At 71.2% G+C, this 17,980-nt stretch carries 15 protein-coding genes and 1 pseudogene; 6 read left to right on the plus strand and 10 right to left on the minus strand.

All coding sequences use genetic code 11. The features are described 5' to 3' along the window. Positions 1-487: 487 nt before the first annotated feature. From hypF to AB2385_RS14690, 9 genes are all read right to left on the minus strand, one after another. Positions 488-2,821 carry a carbamoyltransferase HypF gene (gene hypF, locus AB2385_RS14650; protein ID WP_367655751.1) on the minus strand — a complete coding sequence of 778 codons (2,334 nt, stop codon included), beginning with the start codon at positions 2,819-2,821 and terminating at the stop codon, positions 488-490. 84 nt (positions 2,822-2,905) lie between these two features. Next, complete coding sequence (gene hypE / locus AB2385_RS14655; protein WP_367655752.1) at positions 2,906-3,940, minus strand: hydrogenase expression/formation protein HypE; 1,035 nt, start codon at positions 3,938-3,940, stop codon at positions 2,906-2,908. Beyond that, positions 3,941-5,059, minus strand: coding sequence for a hydrogenase formation protein HypD (hypD, locus tag AB2385_RS14660; protein ID WP_367655753.1), 1,119 nt, complete (start codon positions 5,057-5,059; stop codon positions 3,941-3,943). Continuing rightward, a complete protein-coding gene (locus AB2385_RS14665; RefSeq protein WP_367655754.1) occupies positions 5,043-5,441 on the minus strand; it encodes a HypC/HybG/HupF family hydrogenase formation chaperone in 399 nt (132 codons plus the stop codon). The genes hypD and AB2385_RS14665 overlap by 17 nt, the downstream gene beginning before the upstream one ends. A gap of 15 nt (positions 5,442-5,456) precedes the next feature. After that, positions 5,457-6,125 carry a hydrogenase nickel incorporation protein HypB gene (hypB, locus tag AB2385_RS14670; protein WP_367655755.1) on the minus strand — a complete coding sequence of 223 codons (669 nt, stop codon included), beginning with the start codon at positions 6,123-6,125 and terminating at the stop codon, positions 5,457-5,459. Then, positions 6,079-6,465: a hydrogenase maturation nickel metallochaperone HypA gene (locus tag AB2385_RS14675; protein WP_367655757.1), complete on the minus strand. Its 387-nt coding sequence runs from the start codon at positions 6,463-6,465 to the stop codon at positions 6,079-6,081. The genes hypB and AB2385_RS14675 overlap by 47 nt, the downstream gene beginning before the upstream one ends. Continuing rightward, entirely contained in the window at positions 6,458-6,844 is a 387-nt protein-coding gene (locus AB2385_RS14680; protein ID WP_367655758.1) for a hypothetical protein, read from the minus strand. The genes AB2385_RS14675 and AB2385_RS14680 overlap by 8 nt, the downstream gene beginning before the upstream one ends. A 2-nt stretch (positions 6,845-6,846) precedes the next feature. Further along, positions 6,847-8,409 carry a nickel-dependent hydrogenase large subunit gene (locus AB2385_RS14685; RefSeq protein WP_367655759.1) on the minus strand — a complete coding sequence of 521 codons (1,563 nt, stop codon included), beginning with the start codon at positions 8,407-8,409 and terminating at the stop codon, positions 6,847-6,849. Next, on the minus strand, positions 8,376-9,113 hold the full coding sequence (locus tag AB2385_RS14690) for a hypothetical protein (protein WP_367655760.1): 738 nt from the start codon (positions 9,111-9,113) through the stop codon (positions 8,376-8,378). The genes AB2385_RS14685 and AB2385_RS14690 overlap by 34 nt, the downstream gene beginning before the upstream one ends. A gap of 316 nt (positions 9,114-9,429) precedes the next feature. Here AB2385_RS14690 and AB2385_RS14695 point away from each other — a divergent pair. From AB2385_RS14695 to AB2385_RS14720, 6 genes and pseudogenes are all read left to right on the plus strand, one after another. Next, positions 9,430-9,864: pseudogene (locus AB2385_RS14695) on the plus strand (hydrogenase maturation protease); the annotation flags it as partial. Between the two features lie 211 nt (positions 9,865-10,075). Continuing rightward, positions 10,076-11,056, plus strand: coding sequence for a hydrogenase (locus tag AB2385_RS14700; protein WP_367655761.1), 981 nt, complete (start codon positions 10,076-10,078; stop codon positions 11,054-11,056). 27 nt (positions 11,057-11,083) lie between these two features. Beyond that, the gene (locus AB2385_RS14705) at positions 11,084-12,643 is read left to right on the plus strand and encodes a nickel-dependent hydrogenase large subunit (RefSeq protein ID WP_367655762.1); all 1,560 of its coding nucleotides are present in this window, start codon (positions 11,084-11,086) and stop codon (positions 12,641-12,643) included. 10 nt (positions 12,644-12,653) lie between these two features. Then, a complete protein-coding gene (locus AB2385_RS14710) occupies positions 12,654-13,055 on the plus strand; it encodes a hypothetical protein (protein ID WP_367655763.1) in 402 nt (133 codons plus the stop codon). Between the two features lie 12 nt (positions 13,056-13,067). Then, positions 13,068-13,625 carry a hypothetical protein gene (locus tag AB2385_RS14715; RefSeq protein WP_367655764.1) on the plus strand — a complete coding sequence of 186 codons (558 nt, stop codon included), beginning with the start codon at positions 13,068-13,070 and terminating at the stop codon, positions 13,623-13,625. A gap of 362 nt (positions 13,626-13,987) precedes the next feature. Then, positions 13,988-14,683 (plus strand): sulfite exporter TauE/SafE family protein, encoded by a 696-nt coding sequence (locus AB2385_RS14720; protein ID WP_367655765.1) that lies wholly within the window; start codon positions 13,988-13,990, stop codon positions 14,681-14,683. Between the two features lie 249 nt (positions 14,684-14,932). Here AB2385_RS14720 and AB2385_RS14725 read toward each other — a convergent pair whose 3' ends face one another. After that, complete coding sequence (locus tag AB2385_RS14725) at positions 14,933-16,411, minus strand: sigma 54-interacting transcriptional regulator (RefSeq protein WP_367655767.1); 1,479 nt, start codon at positions 16,409-16,411, stop codon at positions 14,933-14,935. Between the last annotated feature and the right edge of the window lie 1,569 nt (positions 16,412-17,980).

A 17,980-nucleotide genomic window follows, 5' to 3' on the forward strand; every position in this document is an offset into this window, starting at 1 on the left:
GTATCAGGAGGCCTTTACTTTTCTCAACGCCGTCCTACATCATTACAGGACTGCTTTGCTGACTTCTGCCGGTTCAGCCGGGCCTCTCGGCCCGGGTTACCAGCGTTGCTGGCGTTCCCGGCAGACCTCCCCGGGTAAGGACGCTGACCTTCGCCCCGCACCCGCCCCATCTACTGCACCGCCCTTTGGCAGCCTCGGGTTTTGCTGTGGTTCGCCAGCTCACCCAGGCGGCACAGCCTCGTATGAGGTTCGTGTTCCTCGGGTCGTGGCTTTGCCTCCGGCTTCCTCCAGATTCCGCCTCGCGACGGACACCCTTGCCTTTGGCTAGCGGGCTCGTGCTGCCTCGCCCGCAGCGGACTCTCACCGCCAAGTCAGCGCCCATGCCGGGCGCACAAAGCCGGGCTGCTCCACGCCTGGGAGCAGCCCCTTGTCGTCGAGGGCAGGACTGCCGCGCGAACGGGGACATCCCCTTTCTGTTTCTTCACCATCAGCACTCCGCGCGGTTTGTCGCCCCGCACCGCGTGTTCCATAACGCCACCACCGCCTGCCCCAGGCTCAGGCCCCCGTCGCCCGGCGGCGCCTGGCGCGGGATGAGCACCTCGCATCCGGCGGCCTCGAGCCGTGCCCGCACCCGCTCCAGCAGCGACGGGTTCTGGAACGCCCCGCCGCCCAGGGCCACCCTCGTGACCGGGGCCCCGCCGGCACAGCCCCGGCCAACGGCGCGACCTCCTGCCACGAGCGCCGCCTCGGCCACCGCGTCCGCCAGGGCAGCCTGGAACCGGGCCCCGGCCACAGCCGGCGGCACGCCGGCCAGCCGGTCGGCCACCAGGGCCTGCACGGCCGGCAGCAGGTCGATCACCCCATCCGCCACGCGCCACGGGTACGGTCCGGCCGCCACCCCCTCCGCCGCGTCCGAGAGGGCGATGGCGGCGTGGCCCTCGTAGGTGGAGACCGCGCACATCCCCAGCAGGGCCGCTGCGCCGTCCAGCCAGCGGCCGGCGCCGCAGGCCAGCGGCGTGTTGAGCCCCCGCTGGATCAGGGCGAGCACCGTCCGCACCGGCCGCCCCGGGAAAAGCCGCTCCGCCAGTGCCAGCGCCTCCGCCTCCCCGAAGGCCAGGTGAAGCAGCGCCGCCCCGGTGCGCCAGGGCTCCCGGATGGCCGCCTCGCCGCCGGGCAGCGGGATGTAGCCCAGGTGGGCGAGCCGCCGGCAGGAGCGCAGGTCTCCGCGCAGCACCTCGCCGCCCCAGAGCCGTCCGCCCTCCCCCTCGTCCGAGCCGTAGCCGGTGCCGTCCAGGACGATGCCCACCGCGTCCTCCACCACCCCGTGTTCGGCCAGCACGGCCGCCAGGTGGGCGTGGTGGTGCTGCACGGGCACATGCCGCCCGGGCAGGCCGCGGGCGATGCGGGAGACCTGGTAGCCGGGGTGGGGGTCGTAGGCGATCACGTCGGGCGTGAGGTTGAGGAAGCGGCAGAGCCGCTCCAGGGCCTCCCGGTAGAAGGCCTGTCCCTCCCGGGTGTCCAGCTCGCCGATGTGCTGGCTGAGGAACGCCTGCCCTCCGGCCAGCAGGCAGAAGGTGTTCTTCATCTCGCCGCCCGCGCCCAACACCACGGGATGCCGCAGGTTCCCGCCCGGCACCGGCACCGGAACAGGCAGGGGCACGTACCCCCGGGAGCGGCGGAAGAAGACCGGGCCGCCTGCCATCACCCGCACCACCGAGTCGTCGCACCGGTTCACAATTTCCCGGTCGTGCAGGAGGAAGCCATCGGCCACGTCGCCCAGGTCCGCCAGGGCCTGGGCGTTGTCGCGGGCGAGCGGCAGGCCGGAACGGTTGCCGGAGGTCATCACCAGCAGGTCGGTCTCCGCCGCCCGGAAGAGCTCCACGTGCAGCGGGGTGTAGGGCAGCATGACGCCGAGGGTGCGGGAGCCGGGGGCCAGCGTGTCGGGCAGAAGCGGCCCTGTGCCCTCCCTCACCCGGAGCAGCACGATCGGCGCCGCAGGGCTCGTGAGCAGGGCCTCCTCCTCCGGCGTGACCACACAGTACCGGCGCACCGCCTCCAGGTCCCGGGCCATCACCGCCAGCGGCTTGTGGGGGCGGCGCTTGCGCTGCCGGAGGCGCGCCACCGCGGCAGGATTCAGAGCGTCGCAGGCCAGGTGGAAGCCGCCCAGCCCACGCACCGCCACCACCAGCCCCCTTGCCAGATCGAGCGCGGCGGCCTCCCGCCAGTCGGTACGGGGCTCCTCACCGGAGCGCAGGTACCAGGCCTTCGGTCCGCAGGCCGGACAGGCCACGGGCTGGGCGTGGAAGCGCCGGTCCCGGGGGTCGTGGTACTCCCGGGCGCAGTCGGAGCACAGGGGGAAGGCGGCCATGCTGGTCTGCGGCCGGTCGTAGGGCAGGGCCGCCGTGATGGTGAAGCGGGGGCCGCAGTGGGTGCAGTTGATGAAGGGGTAGCCATGCCGCCGATCGATGGGGTCGAACAGCTCGGCCCGGCAGGCGGAGCAGAGCGCGGCGTCGGGCGGCACCAGGGCCCGGACCTCCGTCCCGCCCTGGCTGGAGAGAATGGCGAAGCCGGTGAGGCCCACCGGCTCCAGCCGCTCCACCGCCACGTCCGCCACCCGGGCGAGGGGAGGGGCCTCTGCCACCAGCCCGGCCAAAAGGCGCGACAGCCTCTCTCCTTCGCCCTCGGCCTCCACCGTCACGCCGCCGGTCTCATTGCGCACCCAGCCGTCCACCCCCAGCCGGGTGGCCAGCTGGTAGACGAAGGGGCGGAAACCGACGCCCTGCACCGTTCCCCGCAGCGTAATGCGCCAGCGCTCTCGCATTCCCTCAGCACTCCGTACGGCGTCGTTGAGGCATGGTCTGAGCACTCCTCACGGCCACGTTCAGGCAAGGCTTCGCCACTTCCCTCAGCAGATGCGGGGCAGTTGCTCGCCGGACGGGTACTCCAGCGGACGGGTACCGCCCACCTGGGTGCGGACGAAGACCATCCCGGCCTCCCCCTCCTGCACCTCGGCCACCACCGCCGCCTCGCGGCCCAGCGGGTGCGCCCGCATAGCGGCCAGCACGGCGCTGGCCACCTCGGCCGCCACCGCGACCAGCAGCTTCCCCTCGTTGGCCACGTTGTAGGGCTCGATGCCCAGCAGCTCGCAGACCGCCCGGACCTCGTCCCGCACCGGCACCTGCGCCTCGTCCAGCAGGATCTGGACCCCGGCCGCCTGCGCCCACTCGTTCAGGCTGGCCGCCACCCCGCCGCGGGTGGGGTCGCGCATGGCGCGCACGCCGCCGCCTCCGGCCGACAGGATCGCCTCCGTCAGCCCGTTCAAGGCCGCCGTGTCGCTGGCGAGGGAGAGGCCGAAGTCGAACTCGTGGCGCAGGGTGAGGATCGCCACGCCGTGGTCGCCGATGGGGCCGTTCACCAAGATCACGTCGCCGGGGCGGATGCGGTGGGGCCCGAGATCCCGCCCCGGCGGGATCAGCCCCACCCCGGCGGTGGTGATGAAGAGGCCGTCGGCCGCCCCCCGCTCCACCACCTTCGTGTCGCCGGTGACGATCTGCACCCCGGCCTCGTGTGCGGCCGCCGCCATCGACTCGGCCACCCGGCGCAGTTCCTCCACCGGCAGGCCCTCCTCCACGATGAAGGCCGCCGAGAGGAAGAGCGGCTGCGCCCCGCCCACTGCCAGGTCGTTCACGGTTCCGTTGACCGCCAGGCGGCCGATGTCGCCGCCGGGGAAGAAGCGGGGCGAAACCACGAACGAGTCGGTGGTGAGGGCGAGCCGGGCGCCGCCCACCGAGACCGCCGCCTGGTCGTTCAGCGCGGCCAGGATCGGGTTTTCAAACGCCGGCAGGAAGACCGACTGCACCAGTTCCGCGCTCATCTTGCCGCCGCTGCCATGGCCCAGGAGCACGTGGCGCTCCCGCAGCGGCTGCAGCCTGCCCGTCATCTACACCCCCGCCCTTTCCTTCAGCCGGTGGCCGTACTTGTAGAAGGCAGCGCACGCCCCCTCGGGCGAGACCATGCAGGCGCCGATGGGATTCTCCGGCGTGCAGGCCGTGCCGAAGATGCGGCACTCCCAGGGCGCCTTGGCCCCCCGCAGGATGGAGCCGCACTCGCACGTCCGGGGGTCGTCCAGCTGCCGGGGCGCCACCTCGGGGAAGGCCACCTCGGCGTCCATCTCCTGGTACTCGGGCCGCAGCCGGAGGCCGCTCTGCGGCAGCACCCCCAGCCCCCGCCACTCCACCGTGCGGGGTTCGAAGACCTGCTCCACGGCCGCCCACGCCTTGGGGTTCCCCTCCGGGCGCACCAGCCGCCGGTACTGGATTTCCACTTTGGGTTCGCCCCGGTTCAGCTGCCGGAGCACCATCAGCACGCTCTGGAGCAGGTCCAGCGGCTCGAAGCCGGAGACCACCACCGGCCGCCCGTACCGCCGGGCCACGAACTCGTAGGGAATCGTGCCCGAGATGGTGCAGGCGTGGCCGGGGCCGATGAAGCCGTCGAGGGCCAGGTCGGGGCTGTTGAGGATGGCCTCGACGGCCGGCGGCATGAGAACCAGGCTGGTGAGGAGGAAGAAGTTGCGGATGCCCTCCCGGCGGGCGCGCAGCACCGCCATCGCGTGGGTCGGGGCCGTGGTCTCGAAGCCGATGGCGAAGAAGACCACCTTCCGGTCGGGGTTCTTGCGGGCCAGCGCCAGGGCATCCAGCGGCGAGTAGACCATGCGCACGTCGGCCCCCTGCGCCCGCGCCTGCAAGAGCGACCCCCTGTCACCGGGCACCCGCAGCATGTCGCCAAAGCTGGTGAAGATCACCCCGGGCTGCTTCGCCAGGGCGATGGCGTGGGCCACGCGGCCCCTGGGCGTCACGCAGACGGGACATCCCGGCCCGTGGATCAGCTTGATGTTCTCGGGGAGGAACTCGTCCACGGCGTACTTGTAGATGGCGTGGGTGTGACCGCCGCAGAGCTCCATCAGCCGGACCGGACGACCGAGCTGATCCGCCTCCTCCCTGATCGCCGCCGCCAGGGCCCCGGCGTAGTCGCTCCGGCGGAACTCATCGAGGTACTGCATCGCGGTTTCCCTCCTGCGCCGGTTGGGTCTCGGGGTCTGCCTGCGGCCGCTCTGCCACTTCAGCCATCGCGCCTGGTCCTGGCCCCACCCCGTTGCCTGCCGCCGCCACAGCCGCCGCTTCCGCCGCGGCTCCATCCTCCCCCTGCCCGACGCCCAGCTCCGCCAGCGCCTCGGCGATCGACTCGAACAGGGCCAGGGTCGCCCGGGCCTCCTCCTCGTCGATGCGGTGCAGGGCGAACCCCACGTGCACCGCCACCCAGTCGCCCACGCGGACGTCGTCCACCAGGTCCAATGAGACCCGGCGGGTCACCCCCGCCAGGCTCACCGTCGCCATCCGGTCGTCGTGCAGCTCCACCACCTGCGCCGGCACGGCCAGGCACATGGCACACTCCCCCCTTCAGCGTGCGGCCCGCTTCCGGGCGATCTCGCCCTCCAGCCACGCCACCCAGCGGTCCAGCCCCTCGCCGGTGCGGTTGGAGAGCCGGAAGGTGAGAATCTCCGGGTTGATCGTGCGGGCATGTTCCTCGGCCCGCTCGATGTCGAAGTCGGTGAGCCCCAGCAGGTCCACCTTGGTGAAGACCGCCGCCCGGGCGCGGCGGAAGATGCCGGGGTACTTGAGCGGCTTGTCGTCGCCCTCCACGGTGCTGAGCAGCACCACCTTGGCATCCTCGCCCAGGTCGTAGCTGGAGGGACAGACCAGGTTGCCCACGTTCTCGATGATCAGCAGCTCCAGGTCGGGCCGGTCCACCGCCGGCAGGTGCTGCTCGATCATCCGGGCCTCCAGGTGGCAGGTGCCGCCAGTGACGATCTGCCTCACCGGAAAGCCGTACTGCGACAGGCGCCGGGCGTCGTTCTCGGTCTGCAGGTCCCCCACCAGCACCGCCGCCCGCACCCGTCCCGCCAGCCGCTCCATGGTGCGCTCCAGCAGGGTCGTCTTTCCCGACCCCGGCGAGCTGATGAGGTTGAGGCAGAAGACCCCCCGCTCCTGCCACCGCTCCCGGAGAGCCGCGGCCAGCCGGTCATTGGCCGACAGGACCTTCTGCTCCACCTCCACCTTCAGGGACATCCAGCTCCACCTCCGCCAGATCCAACTCCTCCCCCGCCAGCAGCCGGGTACAGTCCGAGCCGCAGGCGGCGCAGCAGACCCCCGGCGGCCGGGCAGGACCCTCATATCCGCAGGCTGCGCAGCACACCTGCGCCGGCACCCGCTCGATGTGCAGCTCCGCCCCGGCCAGCAGCCGTTCCTCCCCGGCGATCACCTCCCAGCCGAAGCGCAGGGCCTCGGGATCCAGGTCGGTGAAGGCGCCCACCTTGAGGCGCAGGGCCAGCACCCGGGTCGCCCCGTGCGCCTGGGCGGTGTCGATCGCCGCCCGGGCGAGGGCCGTCGCAATGGAGAGTTCATGCATCGCCGCCGCGCCCCCGCCGCCCCAGGTCGGGCGCAATGCCGTAGAAGGCGTCGGAAAGCGCCCACTCGGCCTTGATGTACCGCTCCCGCGCCTCGCCGGTCTCGCCGAAGTAGCAGAGCCCATCCGCCGGGTCCGGTGCGCCCTCCCGGGAGGCCCGGAAGGCGAAGTAGCCCTTCAGGGCGGCCACCGCCTGGTCAAGCCGGGCGGAGTTCGCCCCCTCCAGGGCAAGGTGATAGAGGTATTCGTCCAGCTGCGGCTGGCCCACGTGGGCCTCGTCCAGCCCCCGTGCCGCCAGCCAGGCGGCGAAGTGCGCCAGGGCCGCCTCGTGGGGGGCGCCGTCTTCCCGGGCCAGGAAGTCCGCTGCATGTGCCAGCATCACGTTCACGCCTCCAGTGCTCCGGGCGGTCCCACCCGGAACCGGGATAGCGCCCGGTCGCCGTCCAGCACGTGGACGGTGCAGACCAGGCAGGGGTCGAAGGAACGCAGGGTATGCAGAATTTCCACAGGGTTCTTCAGGTCGTCGGCGGGGCAGTCCAGCACCGCCGCCTCCAGTGGACCGGGCTGCCCCCGCCCGTCCCGGGGGCCGGCGTTCCAGGTGGTGGGCGAGACGATCTGGTAGTTGGCCACCTTGCCGTCCCGGTACACCACCCAGTGGCAGAGGGCGCCGCGGTGCGCCTCGTGCCAGCCCCAGAAGCGGCCGTCGGGCACGGCACGGGGCACGTCCGCGCTGAAGGGTGCGTGGGGGTCCAGGTCCCGGAGCCAGCGCTCCACGTGGGCCGTCTTCCGGATCACCTCGTGGATGCGGGCGAACTGCCGGAGGAAGAGCGACGGGCCCAGGGCGGCCTCCAGGTCGCGGATGAGCGGGTCGCCCTGGCAGAGCAGGCGGGCCAGGGGCCCCACCTCCACCGGCCGGCCGTCGAACCGGGGGGCCTTGGCCCACGAGTACTTGGAGCGCTCGGGCTCCTCCAGGGGGACCGTCTCCTCCTCCCAGGGATGGCGCATCCAGTTGCCGCGGTAGCGGGAGCAACTCACATCCTCTGCGACCCTGAGCTGGAACTCGTAGGGGTCGCCCACCGGGACGTGGCCGCCCTCCCGCCCGTACAGCCAGACGCTCCGGTAGAGGCCGCCGGGGTAGAGGAACCGCCCCGCGGGGTACTCGAAGGCCGGGTAGCTCATGAACACGCCCGCGCCCCTGCCCAGCTGCGCCAGCCCGAAGGCCTGCGCCTGGCGCACGAAGAGGGCGAGGTCCCCCTGCCGGTGCTCCCCCTCCTCCAGCCAGGCGAACAGGTCGTCCGCCCGCTCGAGGGCCAGGTACTCGTCGAGGCTGCCCCGCAGCACCACCCCTTCGATGAACTGCTCTCGCACGTCCCGCAGGGTGGCCAGCGACCAGGTGATCTCCTCCAGCGAGGGCGGCAGCAGGATGCCGCCGGGGATCACGGCCGTGGGATGGGGCTGGCGGCCGGCGAAGCGGGCGGTGATCTCCACGCACCGGCGGGACCAGCGCACCGCCGCCCGGTACGAGCTGCCTGTCAGCGGCTGCATGCGGCGGACCAGCTCGGGGTACTCCGCCCAGCCCCGGTAGCGTTCGTTGATGAGGTCGGGCCCGAAGAGCAGCCAGTGGTGCCGGATGCCGCTCATCATCCCCTCGGTGGCGGCGATGATGTTCCGCAGCAACAGGGCCTGCTCCGGCACCGCCACGCCGGTGGCCGCCTCCACCGTGCGGACGGCGCACATCACGTGGGCGATGCCGCAGATCCCGCAGGCCCGGGGCGTTACCGAGATGGGCAGCCAGGGGTCCTTGCCCCGCAGGATGATCTCCCACCCGCGAAACATCACGGCGCTGGCATCCAGCCGGCGGACCCGCCCCCGATCGACGACCAGATGGAACTCCAGGTCGCCCTCCACACGGTTCAGGGGACCCAGACGAACCGTACGGGGCGCCATGGCGGCCTCACCTCCTCCCAGTGGGGCTTTCCCGAGGGCTGCCAGCCCATGCGGGCGCAGTGCAGGCAGTGCTTGTGCTCGCTCTCCGGTTCCTGGGCGCAGCCGCCCTCGGGCCCGTAGAAGCAGGTGATACGCCCGTGCCGGTCCAGGTCGGCCGGGGTGAGAAGGTCGCGGTTCAGAAGCGCCAGGGCCCACAGGATCAGGTGGGGCGGCGCCGGGCAGCCCGTGAGGTTCACCACCGGCAGCCCGCCCCGGCTGCGGAAGTCGGGCGGCAGCACCCCGCCGGGCGCCTCCCCCGTCCACTGCAGGCCCCGGGCGTCCGTCGGGTTCGGAGCGATGGCCGGGATGCCTCCGTGCACCGCGCAGTTGCCCACCGCCACCACGTAGCGGGCCGCGTGCGCCAGTTCCCGCACCACCTCCAGCACGGGCCGGCGGCCCAGGGTGCTGTAGCGGCCGGTGCCCCTGGGACCCAGCGGCACGGCCCCCTCAAAGAGGAAGAGATCCAGCGGGGGCCGGCCGGCCGCCAGTCCGGAGAGCAGCGCCTCCAGTTCCTCCCCCCAGACGGTGGAGAGGGTCGGGTGGTAGACCACCTCGATGCCCTCAGACTCCAGGAAGCCGACGAAGTCCGGGCTGCGGGCGTTGAGCAGCGAGATCGTGTTGCCGCCGCACGACTGCCCCTGAAGCCAGACCAGGGTCCTCCCCATGGACATCCCTCCGGCGATGCCCTGCTTGCAAGAGGTGTGCCAAAGCGCCCATGGGGCGCGGCGGTGCCGGGGTAGCCACCCGATCGGCCCGGGCCGATTTTGTGGCTGAGAGTCCCCCCGAGGCTGCCAAAACTTTGGCCACAGGGGATGCCCGCCGGCCAGGACCAGCCCGGGCCGCCGGGGCACCCCTCGCTGGCGCCGCGGCAGGCCCCGGCCCGGCCGGCAGCGCCTGGCACACCCCTTGCATGGAGCGGGGAGACAGGCCGGCGCCGGCCGGAGACATGCGGCTGGCCCGCAGAGGCAAGGAGGCGGGAGCATGGGCGTCGTGCGGGTGATCGGACTCGGCAACCCGCTCTGGTCGGACGAGGGGCTGGGCTACCATGTGCTGGACGCCCTGCGCCGGGAGGCCCTGCCGCCCGGCGTGGAGCTGGTGGACGGCGGCACGGGCGGCCTCGACCTGCTGCTCGCCATGGACGGAGCGGAGCGGGTGATCTTCATCGACGCGGTGCGCAGCGGCCACCCGCCCGGCACGCTCTTCCGCATCCCCGGGAGCGAACTCGGCACGGCGCCGGTGCACGTGAAGCTCTCCCACGCCATGGGGCTGGACGAGGTGATCCGCATCTACCGGGAGGTCGAGGGGGGCCGGGCCGAGATCACGGTCTACTGCGTGGAGGCGGCCGACATCACCACCTTCGGCATGGAACTCACCCCGGCGGTGCGGGCGGCGGTGCCTGCACTGGTGCGCCACATCCTGGCGGAACTGAAGGCCGCCTCCGCAAGACGGAGGCGGCCGAGTTTTAGGCGCGGGTGCGGCCGCAAGTGGCGCCTTTGTAGGAGGGATGACGGACGGTCAGCTCGGGCCTGCGCTGGGGAGCCGGGATCGGTCTCACACCCGAGGGAGGGTTGGCACGGAGCATGCAATAGACCCGGGCAGCGATGCCACAGGGGGAGGTTCGGGGAGTGTGAGCATCAACGTCTTCTGGATCCAGGCACAGGCCTGCAGCGGCAACACCATGTCGCTCCTGAACGCCGAGGAGCCGGACCTGTGCCAGTTCATCGACGAGTACGGGATCAACCTGTTGTTCCACCCGTCGCTGTCTCCGGTGTGGGGGCCGGAACTGGTCCGGCTGGTGGACGACCTCAGCTCCGGCCGCGTCCCGCTGGACGTGCTCATCGTGGAGGGGGCGGTGCCCGACGGCCCCGACGGCACAGGGCGGTTCAACACCTTCGCCGGCCGACCGATGAAGGAAGTCATCCAGAAGCTGGCGGCCGTGGCGGGCTACACCGTGGCGGTGGGCGACTGCGCCACCCACGGCGGCATCCCGGCCATGCGCCCTAACCCCACCGGGGCCATGGGGCTCACCTACCAGAACACGAAGCCCGGCGGGCTCCTGGGGCAGCACTACCGCTCGCGGGCGGGCCTGCCGGTCATCAACCTGCCCGGCTGCCCGGCCCACCCCGACTGGATGCTCCACACCTTGATGGCCCTGGCCGAGGGGCGGGCTGACCAGATCCAGCTGGACCAGTACAACCGGCCCCTGATGTTCTACGGCGTCACCACGCACACCGGCTGTCCCAACAACGAGTACTACGACCACCGCATCGCCACCCGGGAGTTCACCCAGAAGGGCTGTCTCTTCCTCCGCAAGGGCTGCCACGGACCCCGGACGCAGTCCGACTGCAACCTGCGGCTCTGGAACCGACAGTCCAGCAAGACCCGCGTCGGCAGCCCCTGCCTCGGCTGCACCACCATCGGCTGGCCGGATGCGGTCTACAGCGAGCAGAAGCCCTTCTACTCGCAGCCCTTCCTCACCCCCATGACCGAGGGATACAAGGTACTGCCTTATCTGTTGCAGAAGTTCTTCGGCGGACTTGCGGCGCCCAGCCACCTGACGGAGCGGGCGAAGGCGACGAGCCCGGCCCTGGGCACCCGCCGGAGCTAGCGAGACCGGAAAGGAGGAGGCGACAAGGTGACTGCCAGGACCGTCGTGCTGGGCCCCCTCAACCGGGTGGAGGGCGACCTTGAGTTCCGCATGGTCGTTGAGGACGGCGTCATCCGCGACCTGCACACCGAGGCGGTGATGTTCAGGGGCTGGGAGATCATCCTCAAGGACAAGGATCCCTGGCTCCCGATCACGGTGACCCCGCGCGCCTGCGGCATCTGCGGCATCAGCCACATCATGTGTGCGGTGAAGGCGGTGGACTCCGCCAGCGGCAATGGCCTCCAGGGGACCGACCTGCCGCCGCAGGCCCTCCTGGTGCGCAACATCATCGCCGCGACGGAGAGCTACATGAGCGGCATGCGCCACCACTGGCTGCTGTTCGCCCCCGACCTGTGCAACCCGCGCTACGCCGACTCGCCGTACTACCCTGAGATCCTCGCCCGCCTGGCGCCGCTGCACGGCTCGTCCTACCGGGCGTCGGTGGCGTGGTCGAAGAAAGCGGTGGAGGTCACGGCCATCTTCGCCGGTCAGCAGCCGCACCCCGCCGCCATCGTGCCGGGCGGCGTCACCACCAGCCCGGGCCTGCAGGACATCACGAAGAGCCTCGGCATCTGGCGGGACGTCACCGAGCACTTCACCGAAAACATCGTGCTCCGGGGTTCGGTGGAGCGGTACCTGGAGATCGACTCGTGGGAGGCCTTCCAGAAGTGGATGGGCGAGGGGGAGCATGAGGACGGCGACCTCGGGCTCTTCGTGAAGTTCGCCCTCCACCACGGGCTCGACAAGATCGGCCGCGGCCTCGACCGCTTCCTCTCCTGGCCCTGCTACGAGTACCCGTCGGGCACCTACTGGAACCCGGGCGGCCTCTACCACGGCGCCTGGAAGTACGACGGCACCTACGAGCCGCCGGGGAGCAACCTGAAGGCGTTCCAGGGGCGGGTGACCGAGGACATCACCCACTCCTACTTCGAAGGCACCGGGGCCGCCCACCCCTGGAAGGGAACCACCGTGCCGGTGCAGAACGTGGAACCGGGGGTCAAGCACTCCTGGGCCAAGGCGCCGCGGTTCGACGGCAAGCCGGCGGAGGTCGGAGCGCTGGCACGGATGCTCACCCGGGGCGACAAGCTGATCCGCGACATGGAGCGGAAGCTGGGCCCCTCGGTGTTCCTCCGGCAGTTCGCCCGGATTCACGAACTGATCATCTCCACCCCCGTCATCGCCGACTGGCTGCGGCAGGTGGATCCGCGCGGCCCGTTCTACGTGCCCACGCCGCGCAAGGTGGCCGACGGGGAGTACTGGGGCTGGCACGAAGCCCACCGCGGGGCGCTGTGCCACTGGGTGGTCTACAAGGACAACAAGGTGGTCAACTACCAGATCATCGCTCCGACCACCTGGAATGTGGGGCCCCAGGACGGCGCGGATCAGTACGGCGCCATTGCGTCCGCCTGCATGGACTGCCCGGCGGACGACCTGGAGAACCCCGTGGAGGTCTTCCACGCACTCCGTTCGTTCGATCCGTGCCTCGTCTGCACCGTGCACGTGGTGGACCGGGACCGCACCATCAGCCGGTTCCGGCTCAGCCCGTAGGGGGAGCGCCATGGCTACCCCCCTGGCGGACCGGTTTGCAGCGCTGCGTGCTGCGTTCCTGACCTCACTGGAGGGCTGCGCCGAGATCATCCGGCCCGAGGCGGCGCGGCCCTTGCTGGAAGAGTTCGGCGCCTTCCTGGACGCCTCGGAACTGGCGCCGGAGCAGCTCTCCGCCGAGGTGCTGGAGTTCTACCTCTACGCCTGCGCCCGGGACGGCGCCGGCACCGCCGCCCTGGAGGAGCGGATCCTCGCCCTCAAGGCGCTGTTCGCGTGGGCCGCGCACACGAAGGCGGCACCGGACCTGGCAGCCGGGCTCGCCCCCCTCACCCGCAGGGGGGCGGCCCTGGCGGAGCTGATTTACCACCGGTGGCCGCCGGCCGGCCCGGTCTTCGTGCCGCTGAACCTGGACTAGAGGAGGTGCGCCATGGCCGACCCGTGGCTCCCGCTCCTGGACGCCCACTGGCGGGAGCGGATCACCTTCGCCCGTCCGGTGCCGGGCGTGGAGCTGGGCGTCGGCGCCTTCCGCCTGCCGCCCCACGTGCAGATCCCCCTCTTCGCCCACGAGGCCGAGGATGCGGTAAGCGACGAGGGGGTGGACTGGGCGGCGGTGGCGGAGGCGATGGTCTACGTGCTGGCCCACGCCCCCTCCGGCAGTCACGTTCCCTTCTACGCCGCCTTTCTCGGGGCCTGGCAGCCCGACGTAACCGCCTACCTGACCCAGCGGGGCGTGGAACTGGCCGCACAGGGCCAGTTCCGGGAGGCGCTGATCTGCCTGCGGGCGGCGACGGTGATCTCGCCTCTGGACGCGCTGGCCCACTACAACCTGGGGGTCTGCGCCCGGGAGTACGCCCGCTGGCTGGCTGAGGCGGACAAGCCCGAGCAGGCCCGGCGGGCCGGCGAGGCCGCCCTCGCCGCCCTGCGGAGGGCAGCCGCGCTCGACCCGCAGTTTGAGCCTGCGTATGAAGCCGTGCTGTCGGGGTGATGAGTGCCTGCCGCCCGGCCGGTTCATCCGGGCGCTGACCGGGCGGCCTTCTCGGACCGGCTGGTCCGTTGCCGGCCGGGTCCGGCTTCGCGAACTGAGCGGTCCGTGGCCGGCGGGATCCACCTCCACGAACTGGCCCACCCGTTGCCGGCCGGGTCCGGCTCCGCAGACTGAGCCGTCCGTGGCCGGCATCGGCGGCTCTGACCGTCCCGGCCGCTGGATCCCTTCCGAACTTGAACCGGGCGTCTCCGCCGCGCGCCGCTGCATCTCAGGCCCTCCTGGAGCGATGGCGCGGACGCGGATCCCAGACCCATCCCGCACTGGCGCTACGTCCATGCATCCCCGCTTGAGGAGGTATTCCTATGGTGTCGCTGGTGACGCTCCTGACCACCGCTCTGGTGCTCGGTGTGCGGCACGCTCTGGACCCCGACCACCTGGCCGCGGTCTCCACGCTGGTGGCCGAGGAGCGCCAGAGCTGGCCAGCCGCCCGCCTGGGCCTGATCTGGGGCCTCGGCCACATGCTCCCCATCGCCCTGGTGGGCCTGCCCGTGCTCCTGTTCCGGCTCGAACTGCCCGAGACCATGGAGAGCGTCGTGGACCTGGGCGTAGGCGTCCTGCTGGTGGTGCTGGGCGTGCAGGCGCTCTGGCGCCTCGTCCGGACGGACCTCCGGTTTGAAGTGCACGAGCACGACGGCCACGTGCACGCCCACCTGCACGGTTCCCGCCCCCACGATCATCCCCTACCTGGGCGGAACCGCCGCGGGCTGGTCACCTTTGCCATCGGCATGGTCCACGGCCTGGCCGGCAGCGGCGCCGCTGCCGTGCTCTCCCTCGCAGCCGCCCCCAATCTGATTTCGGGGGTGATCTACCTGCTGCTCTTCGGCCTCGGCACCTGCCTCGGGATGTTCGCCACCACACTGCTGGTGGCTGCACCGGCCGTGGTCGCGGCCTCCCGGTACAGGTGGGTGCATGCCGGCGTGCGAGCCGTGGCCGGCCTCGCCAGCATCACCGTGGGCGTGCTGCTCTGGGTGGAGATCGTGCCGACGCTGATGGCCTGAGCTTGACCACGCCGGGGGGTGCACGGCACGCCGTTGCCGCGCACCCCCGGCGTTTCCGTCTCCTGGCTGTTTCGACCGCGCTTGGACTCCCCTTCCGGGCCCGTCCTCCTTGAGTGCGGCATGCCTGTGGCCCGTGCGCACCCCAAGTGCTGCCTCATCAGGCAGCCCCGTGCTGTTGCGGCTTCCCTGCGTGTTCGGCACGCCCGCCCGTGCGTTTCGATCAAGCGCGTCCTCCGCAATCCCGCCTGCTCAGCGCGCCTGCGCCCGCTTTTCGTTCAGGATGTAGCGCAGGTGCCGCACGGTGATGCCCAGTCGCCGTGCGGCCTCCTCCCGGTCGCCGCCCACCGAGTCCAGCACGCGCCGGATCAGCTTGCGGGCCACGTGGTCCAGCGCCTCCTCCCAGCGGTTCATCCACTCCTTCAGGTCCAACCCGTCCTGGATGCTTACAGTGCGCAGGTAGCCCTGGGCCCACGCGTCCAGGAGCACCTCGGGCGCGGGAAGTTCCTCGGCCCGGGCGATGCGGCTCACCACGTCGGCGGGTGCCGGCCGGTCGCCGGCGGAGGCGGTTCCCGCCGGGGCCCGGATGCGGGCGGGCAGGTGCTCGGGGCCGATGACACCCCCGCCGGCGATGGTCACCGCCCGGGTGAGGGCGTTGCTCAGCTCGCGCACGTTGCCGGGCCAGTGGTAGGCGCAGAGTGCAGCCAGCGCCTCCGGAGAGAGCTCCGCCCTCCCGGGCCCCACCAGGCGGCGCAGGAAATGATCCGCCAGGACGGGGATATCCTCGGGCCGCTCACGCAGGCTCGGCAGGTGGATGGAGATCACGTCGAGACGGTAGAAGAGGTCGGCCCGGAACCGGCCTGCGCGCACAGCCTCCTCCAAGGGGACGTTGGTGGCGGCGATGATGCGCACGTCGGCACGCAGCTCCTGTTCGCCGCCCACCCGTCGGAACCGGCCGGTCTCCAGCAGCCTGAGCAGCTTCACCTGGACCTGCGGGCTCGCCTCGCCGATCTCGTCGAGGAAGAGCGTGCCGCGGTCGGCAATCTCGAAAATCCCTCGCCGGGTCGTGTCGGCCCCGGTGAAGGCGCCGCGCTGGTGGCCGAAGAGCTCGCTCTCCAGCAGGCTCTCGGGCAGTGCGCCGCAGTTGACGGCGATGAACGGCTGTTTGGCCCGGTCACTGGCCCGGTGGATGAAGCGGGCGAAGACCTCCTTGCCAGTCCCGGTCTCGCCCTGGATCAGCACGTTGGCGGCGGTGGCGGCCACCCGGTGGGCGAACTGGGCGAGACGCCACATGGTCGGGTTGATGCCCAGCACCAGCCCCACTTCCTCCGCCAGCGCCGCCACGGTGGACCGCTGGTGCCGGTGGGAGCCGCCCAGCACCCGCTCGAGGGCGCGCTCCAGCGCGTCCGGGTCCGCCGCCGGGGAAGGCACCACCTCCTCCGCCCCCAGACGCACCGCCTGCACCACCTCCTGCACGGCCGCCGGCTCTACCAGCACGACCAGCCGACAGGCGGGATTGCGCAGCCGCAGTCGCTCCACCAGTGCCAGTCGCCCCGTGTCGGGCACCCCGGTACCGACGATGGCCACGTCGGCCTGGCCCGCCACCTCCATCGCCTCGGCGCCGCTGCCCACCGCCACGGTGCGGCAGCCGCGCGCAGTGGCGCTCTCCACCAAGAGGGCGCGCAGGGGGTCTGCGCTCTCCACCACGAGTACGCAGAGTGGCCTCTCCATGCGTGAACGCCTCCCGGTCCGGGTCGCGCGGAGATGGGTGTGATATACTTCGGAATTCTCCTTTTATTTACGAAAACCTGCCTGGTTCTCAAGCCTGCTGGCCTGCGAACCGCCGGTCTCACAGGTGCCGTTCTTGCCCGGGCGGGTCTGTCCGCTATCTATCTACGTAGGTCGGGCCGGTGACCACAGGGCCCTCCGCCAGACCTTTGCTCCCCACCGCAACAGTAACGAGTTGAGCCACGCTCCAACCCCGGCGTGGCTCATTTCGTTACCCTTCGTGTTTCAACGAAGGTGCTCAGGATCGTGGAAGAGCTTCTCCATGATCTCGCCACCCGGGCTAAGACGGCGCAAGACCCCCTCCGACCCCACCCACGGCCGTCTTCAGTCACGGACACTGCCCTGCACCCCGCCGCAGCGGTAACGATTTGAGCCACGCCCCGACCCCGGCGTGGCTCATCTCGTTACCCTTCGTGTTTCAACGAAGGTGCTCAGGGTCGTGGAAGAGCTTCTCCAGGACCTCTCCACCTGGGCTGAGACGGCGCAAGACCCCCTCCGACCCCACCTACGGCCGTCTTCAGTCACGGACACCGCCCTGCACCCCGCCGCAGCGGCAACGATTTGAGCCACGCCCCGACCCCGGCGTGGCTCAAATCGTTACTAATCCGTCCGTGGCGTCAACTTCCACTCCGGAGCACGGTCCCTGAACGACAGCGTGGTCACCGATCTGGGACCATGCGCCAGGTGCCGAACTCCAGGGCGTACCCGGGAGGAACAGGTGTGTACCAATCCGGCGCGGGCCAGGTCCCCGTCATCCCGGCAGCTTCCGGCAGCGGCCGAAGCTCCTCCGCCCCGACGGCCTCGGGTACCGTTCCGCCACGCCCGCTCTCCCGCCGTAGTGTCAGCCGAGGCTTAACTCCGGCAGCCTCGGACGCCACTGGGGACCGCTGGTCTTCCCGCCACAGCGTTGACAGGGGGTCGCCGGAGACGGGTGCCGGCTCGTCCACAAGCCCCGGGTCAGTTTCTCCCGCCGGCCCGATTGCTGCGGCCCGCGGCACCGTGTGGACCTCCCACCCCTGATGAGCCCGCCCGGGCAGCATCTCCCGGCCCCTCTCGTCCTGCCTCGTGAGCGCCGGTCGCGTCACGATCACGTCGCCGTGGGTGACCCTGCGCATCGAGCAGGTGAAACGGGTCACGCTGTTCTCACCTCCCCCGCCAGTCTATGAGGCCGGTGACTGGCCATGCGGGGTGGACAGGACCCGGCCAGAGGGATCCGGGAAGCCCTCGGGCAGAGTGGTGATGACGAGCAAGGGCCGGGTGAGCCCGGCGACTGTCAACAAAAAGCATCCTGCCAAGAAGGGGGACGCCTTTTTCTGGACACTCCCGACAGACAGCGGCCTGCTCGAGCCCTGTCAGAGGTCACCGCCGAGACCCGGATGACTGGCTCGTGGTCTGTTGACGACGGGCAAGGGCCGGATGAGCCCGGCGACTGTCAAGAAAAAGCATCCTGCCAACAGGGGGGACGCCTTTTTCTGGACACTCCCGACAGACAGCGGCCTGCTCGAGCCCTGT

Origin of the sequence: Symbiobacterium sp. (assembly GCF_040797425.1) — a bacterium.
Taxonomy (GTDB): domain Bacteria; phylum Bacillota; class Sulfobacillia; order Symbiobacteriales; family Symbiobacteriaceae; genus Symbiobacterium.

What these genes read in the sequence shown, in the direction of transcription:
- hypF (WP_367655751.1), bottom strand. Translation starts at nt 2,821, where the DNA reads ATGCGAGAGCGCTGGCGCATTACGCTGCGGGGAACGGTGCAGGGCGTC.
- hypE (WP_367655752.1), bottom strand. Translation starts at nt 3,940, where the DNA reads ATGACGGGCAGGCTGCAGCCGCTGCGGGAGCGCCACGTGCTCCTGGGC.
- hypD (WP_367655753.1), bottom strand. Translation starts at nt 5,059, where the DNA reads ATGCAGTACCTCGATGAGTTCCGCCGGAGCGACTACGCCGGGGCCCTG.
- AB2385_RS14665 (WP_367655754.1), bottom strand. Translation starts at nt 5,441, where the DNA reads ATGTGCCTGGCCGTGCCGGCGCAGGTGGTGGAGCTGCACGACGACCGG.
- hypB (WP_367655755.1), bottom strand. Translation starts at nt 6,125, where the DNA reads ATGTCCCTGAAGGTGGAGGTGGAGCAGAAGGTCCTGTCGGCCAATGAC.
- AB2385_RS14675 (WP_367655757.1), bottom strand. Translation starts at nt 6,465, where the DNA reads ATGCATGAACTCTCCATTGCGACGGCCCTCGCCCGGGCGGCGATCGAC.
- AB2385_RS14685 (WP_367655759.1), bottom strand. Translation starts at nt 8,409, where the DNA reads ATGGCGCCCCGTACGGTTCGTCTGGGTCCCCTGAACCGTGTGGAGGGC.
- AB2385_RS14690 (WP_367655760.1), bottom strand. Translation starts at nt 9,113, where the DNA reads ATGGGGAGGACCCTGGTCTGGCTTCAGGGGCAGTCGTGCGGCGGCAAC.
- AB2385_RS14710 (WP_367655763.1), top strand. Translation starts at nt 12,654, where the DNA reads ATGGCTACCCCCCTGGCGGACCGGTTTGCAGCGCTGCGTGCTGCGTTC.
- AB2385_RS14715 (WP_367655764.1), top strand. Translation starts at nt 13,068, where the DNA reads ATGGCCGACCCGTGGCTCCCGCTCCTGGACGCCCACTGGCGGGAGCGG.
- AB2385_RS14720 (WP_367655765.1), top strand. Translation starts at nt 13,988, where the DNA reads ATGGTGTCGCTGGTGACGCTCCTGACCACCGCTCTGGTGCTCGGTGTG.
- AB2385_RS14725 (WP_367655767.1), bottom strand. Translation starts at nt 16,411, where the DNA reads ATGGAGAGGCCACTCTGCGTACTCGTGGTGGAGAGCGCAGACCCCCTG.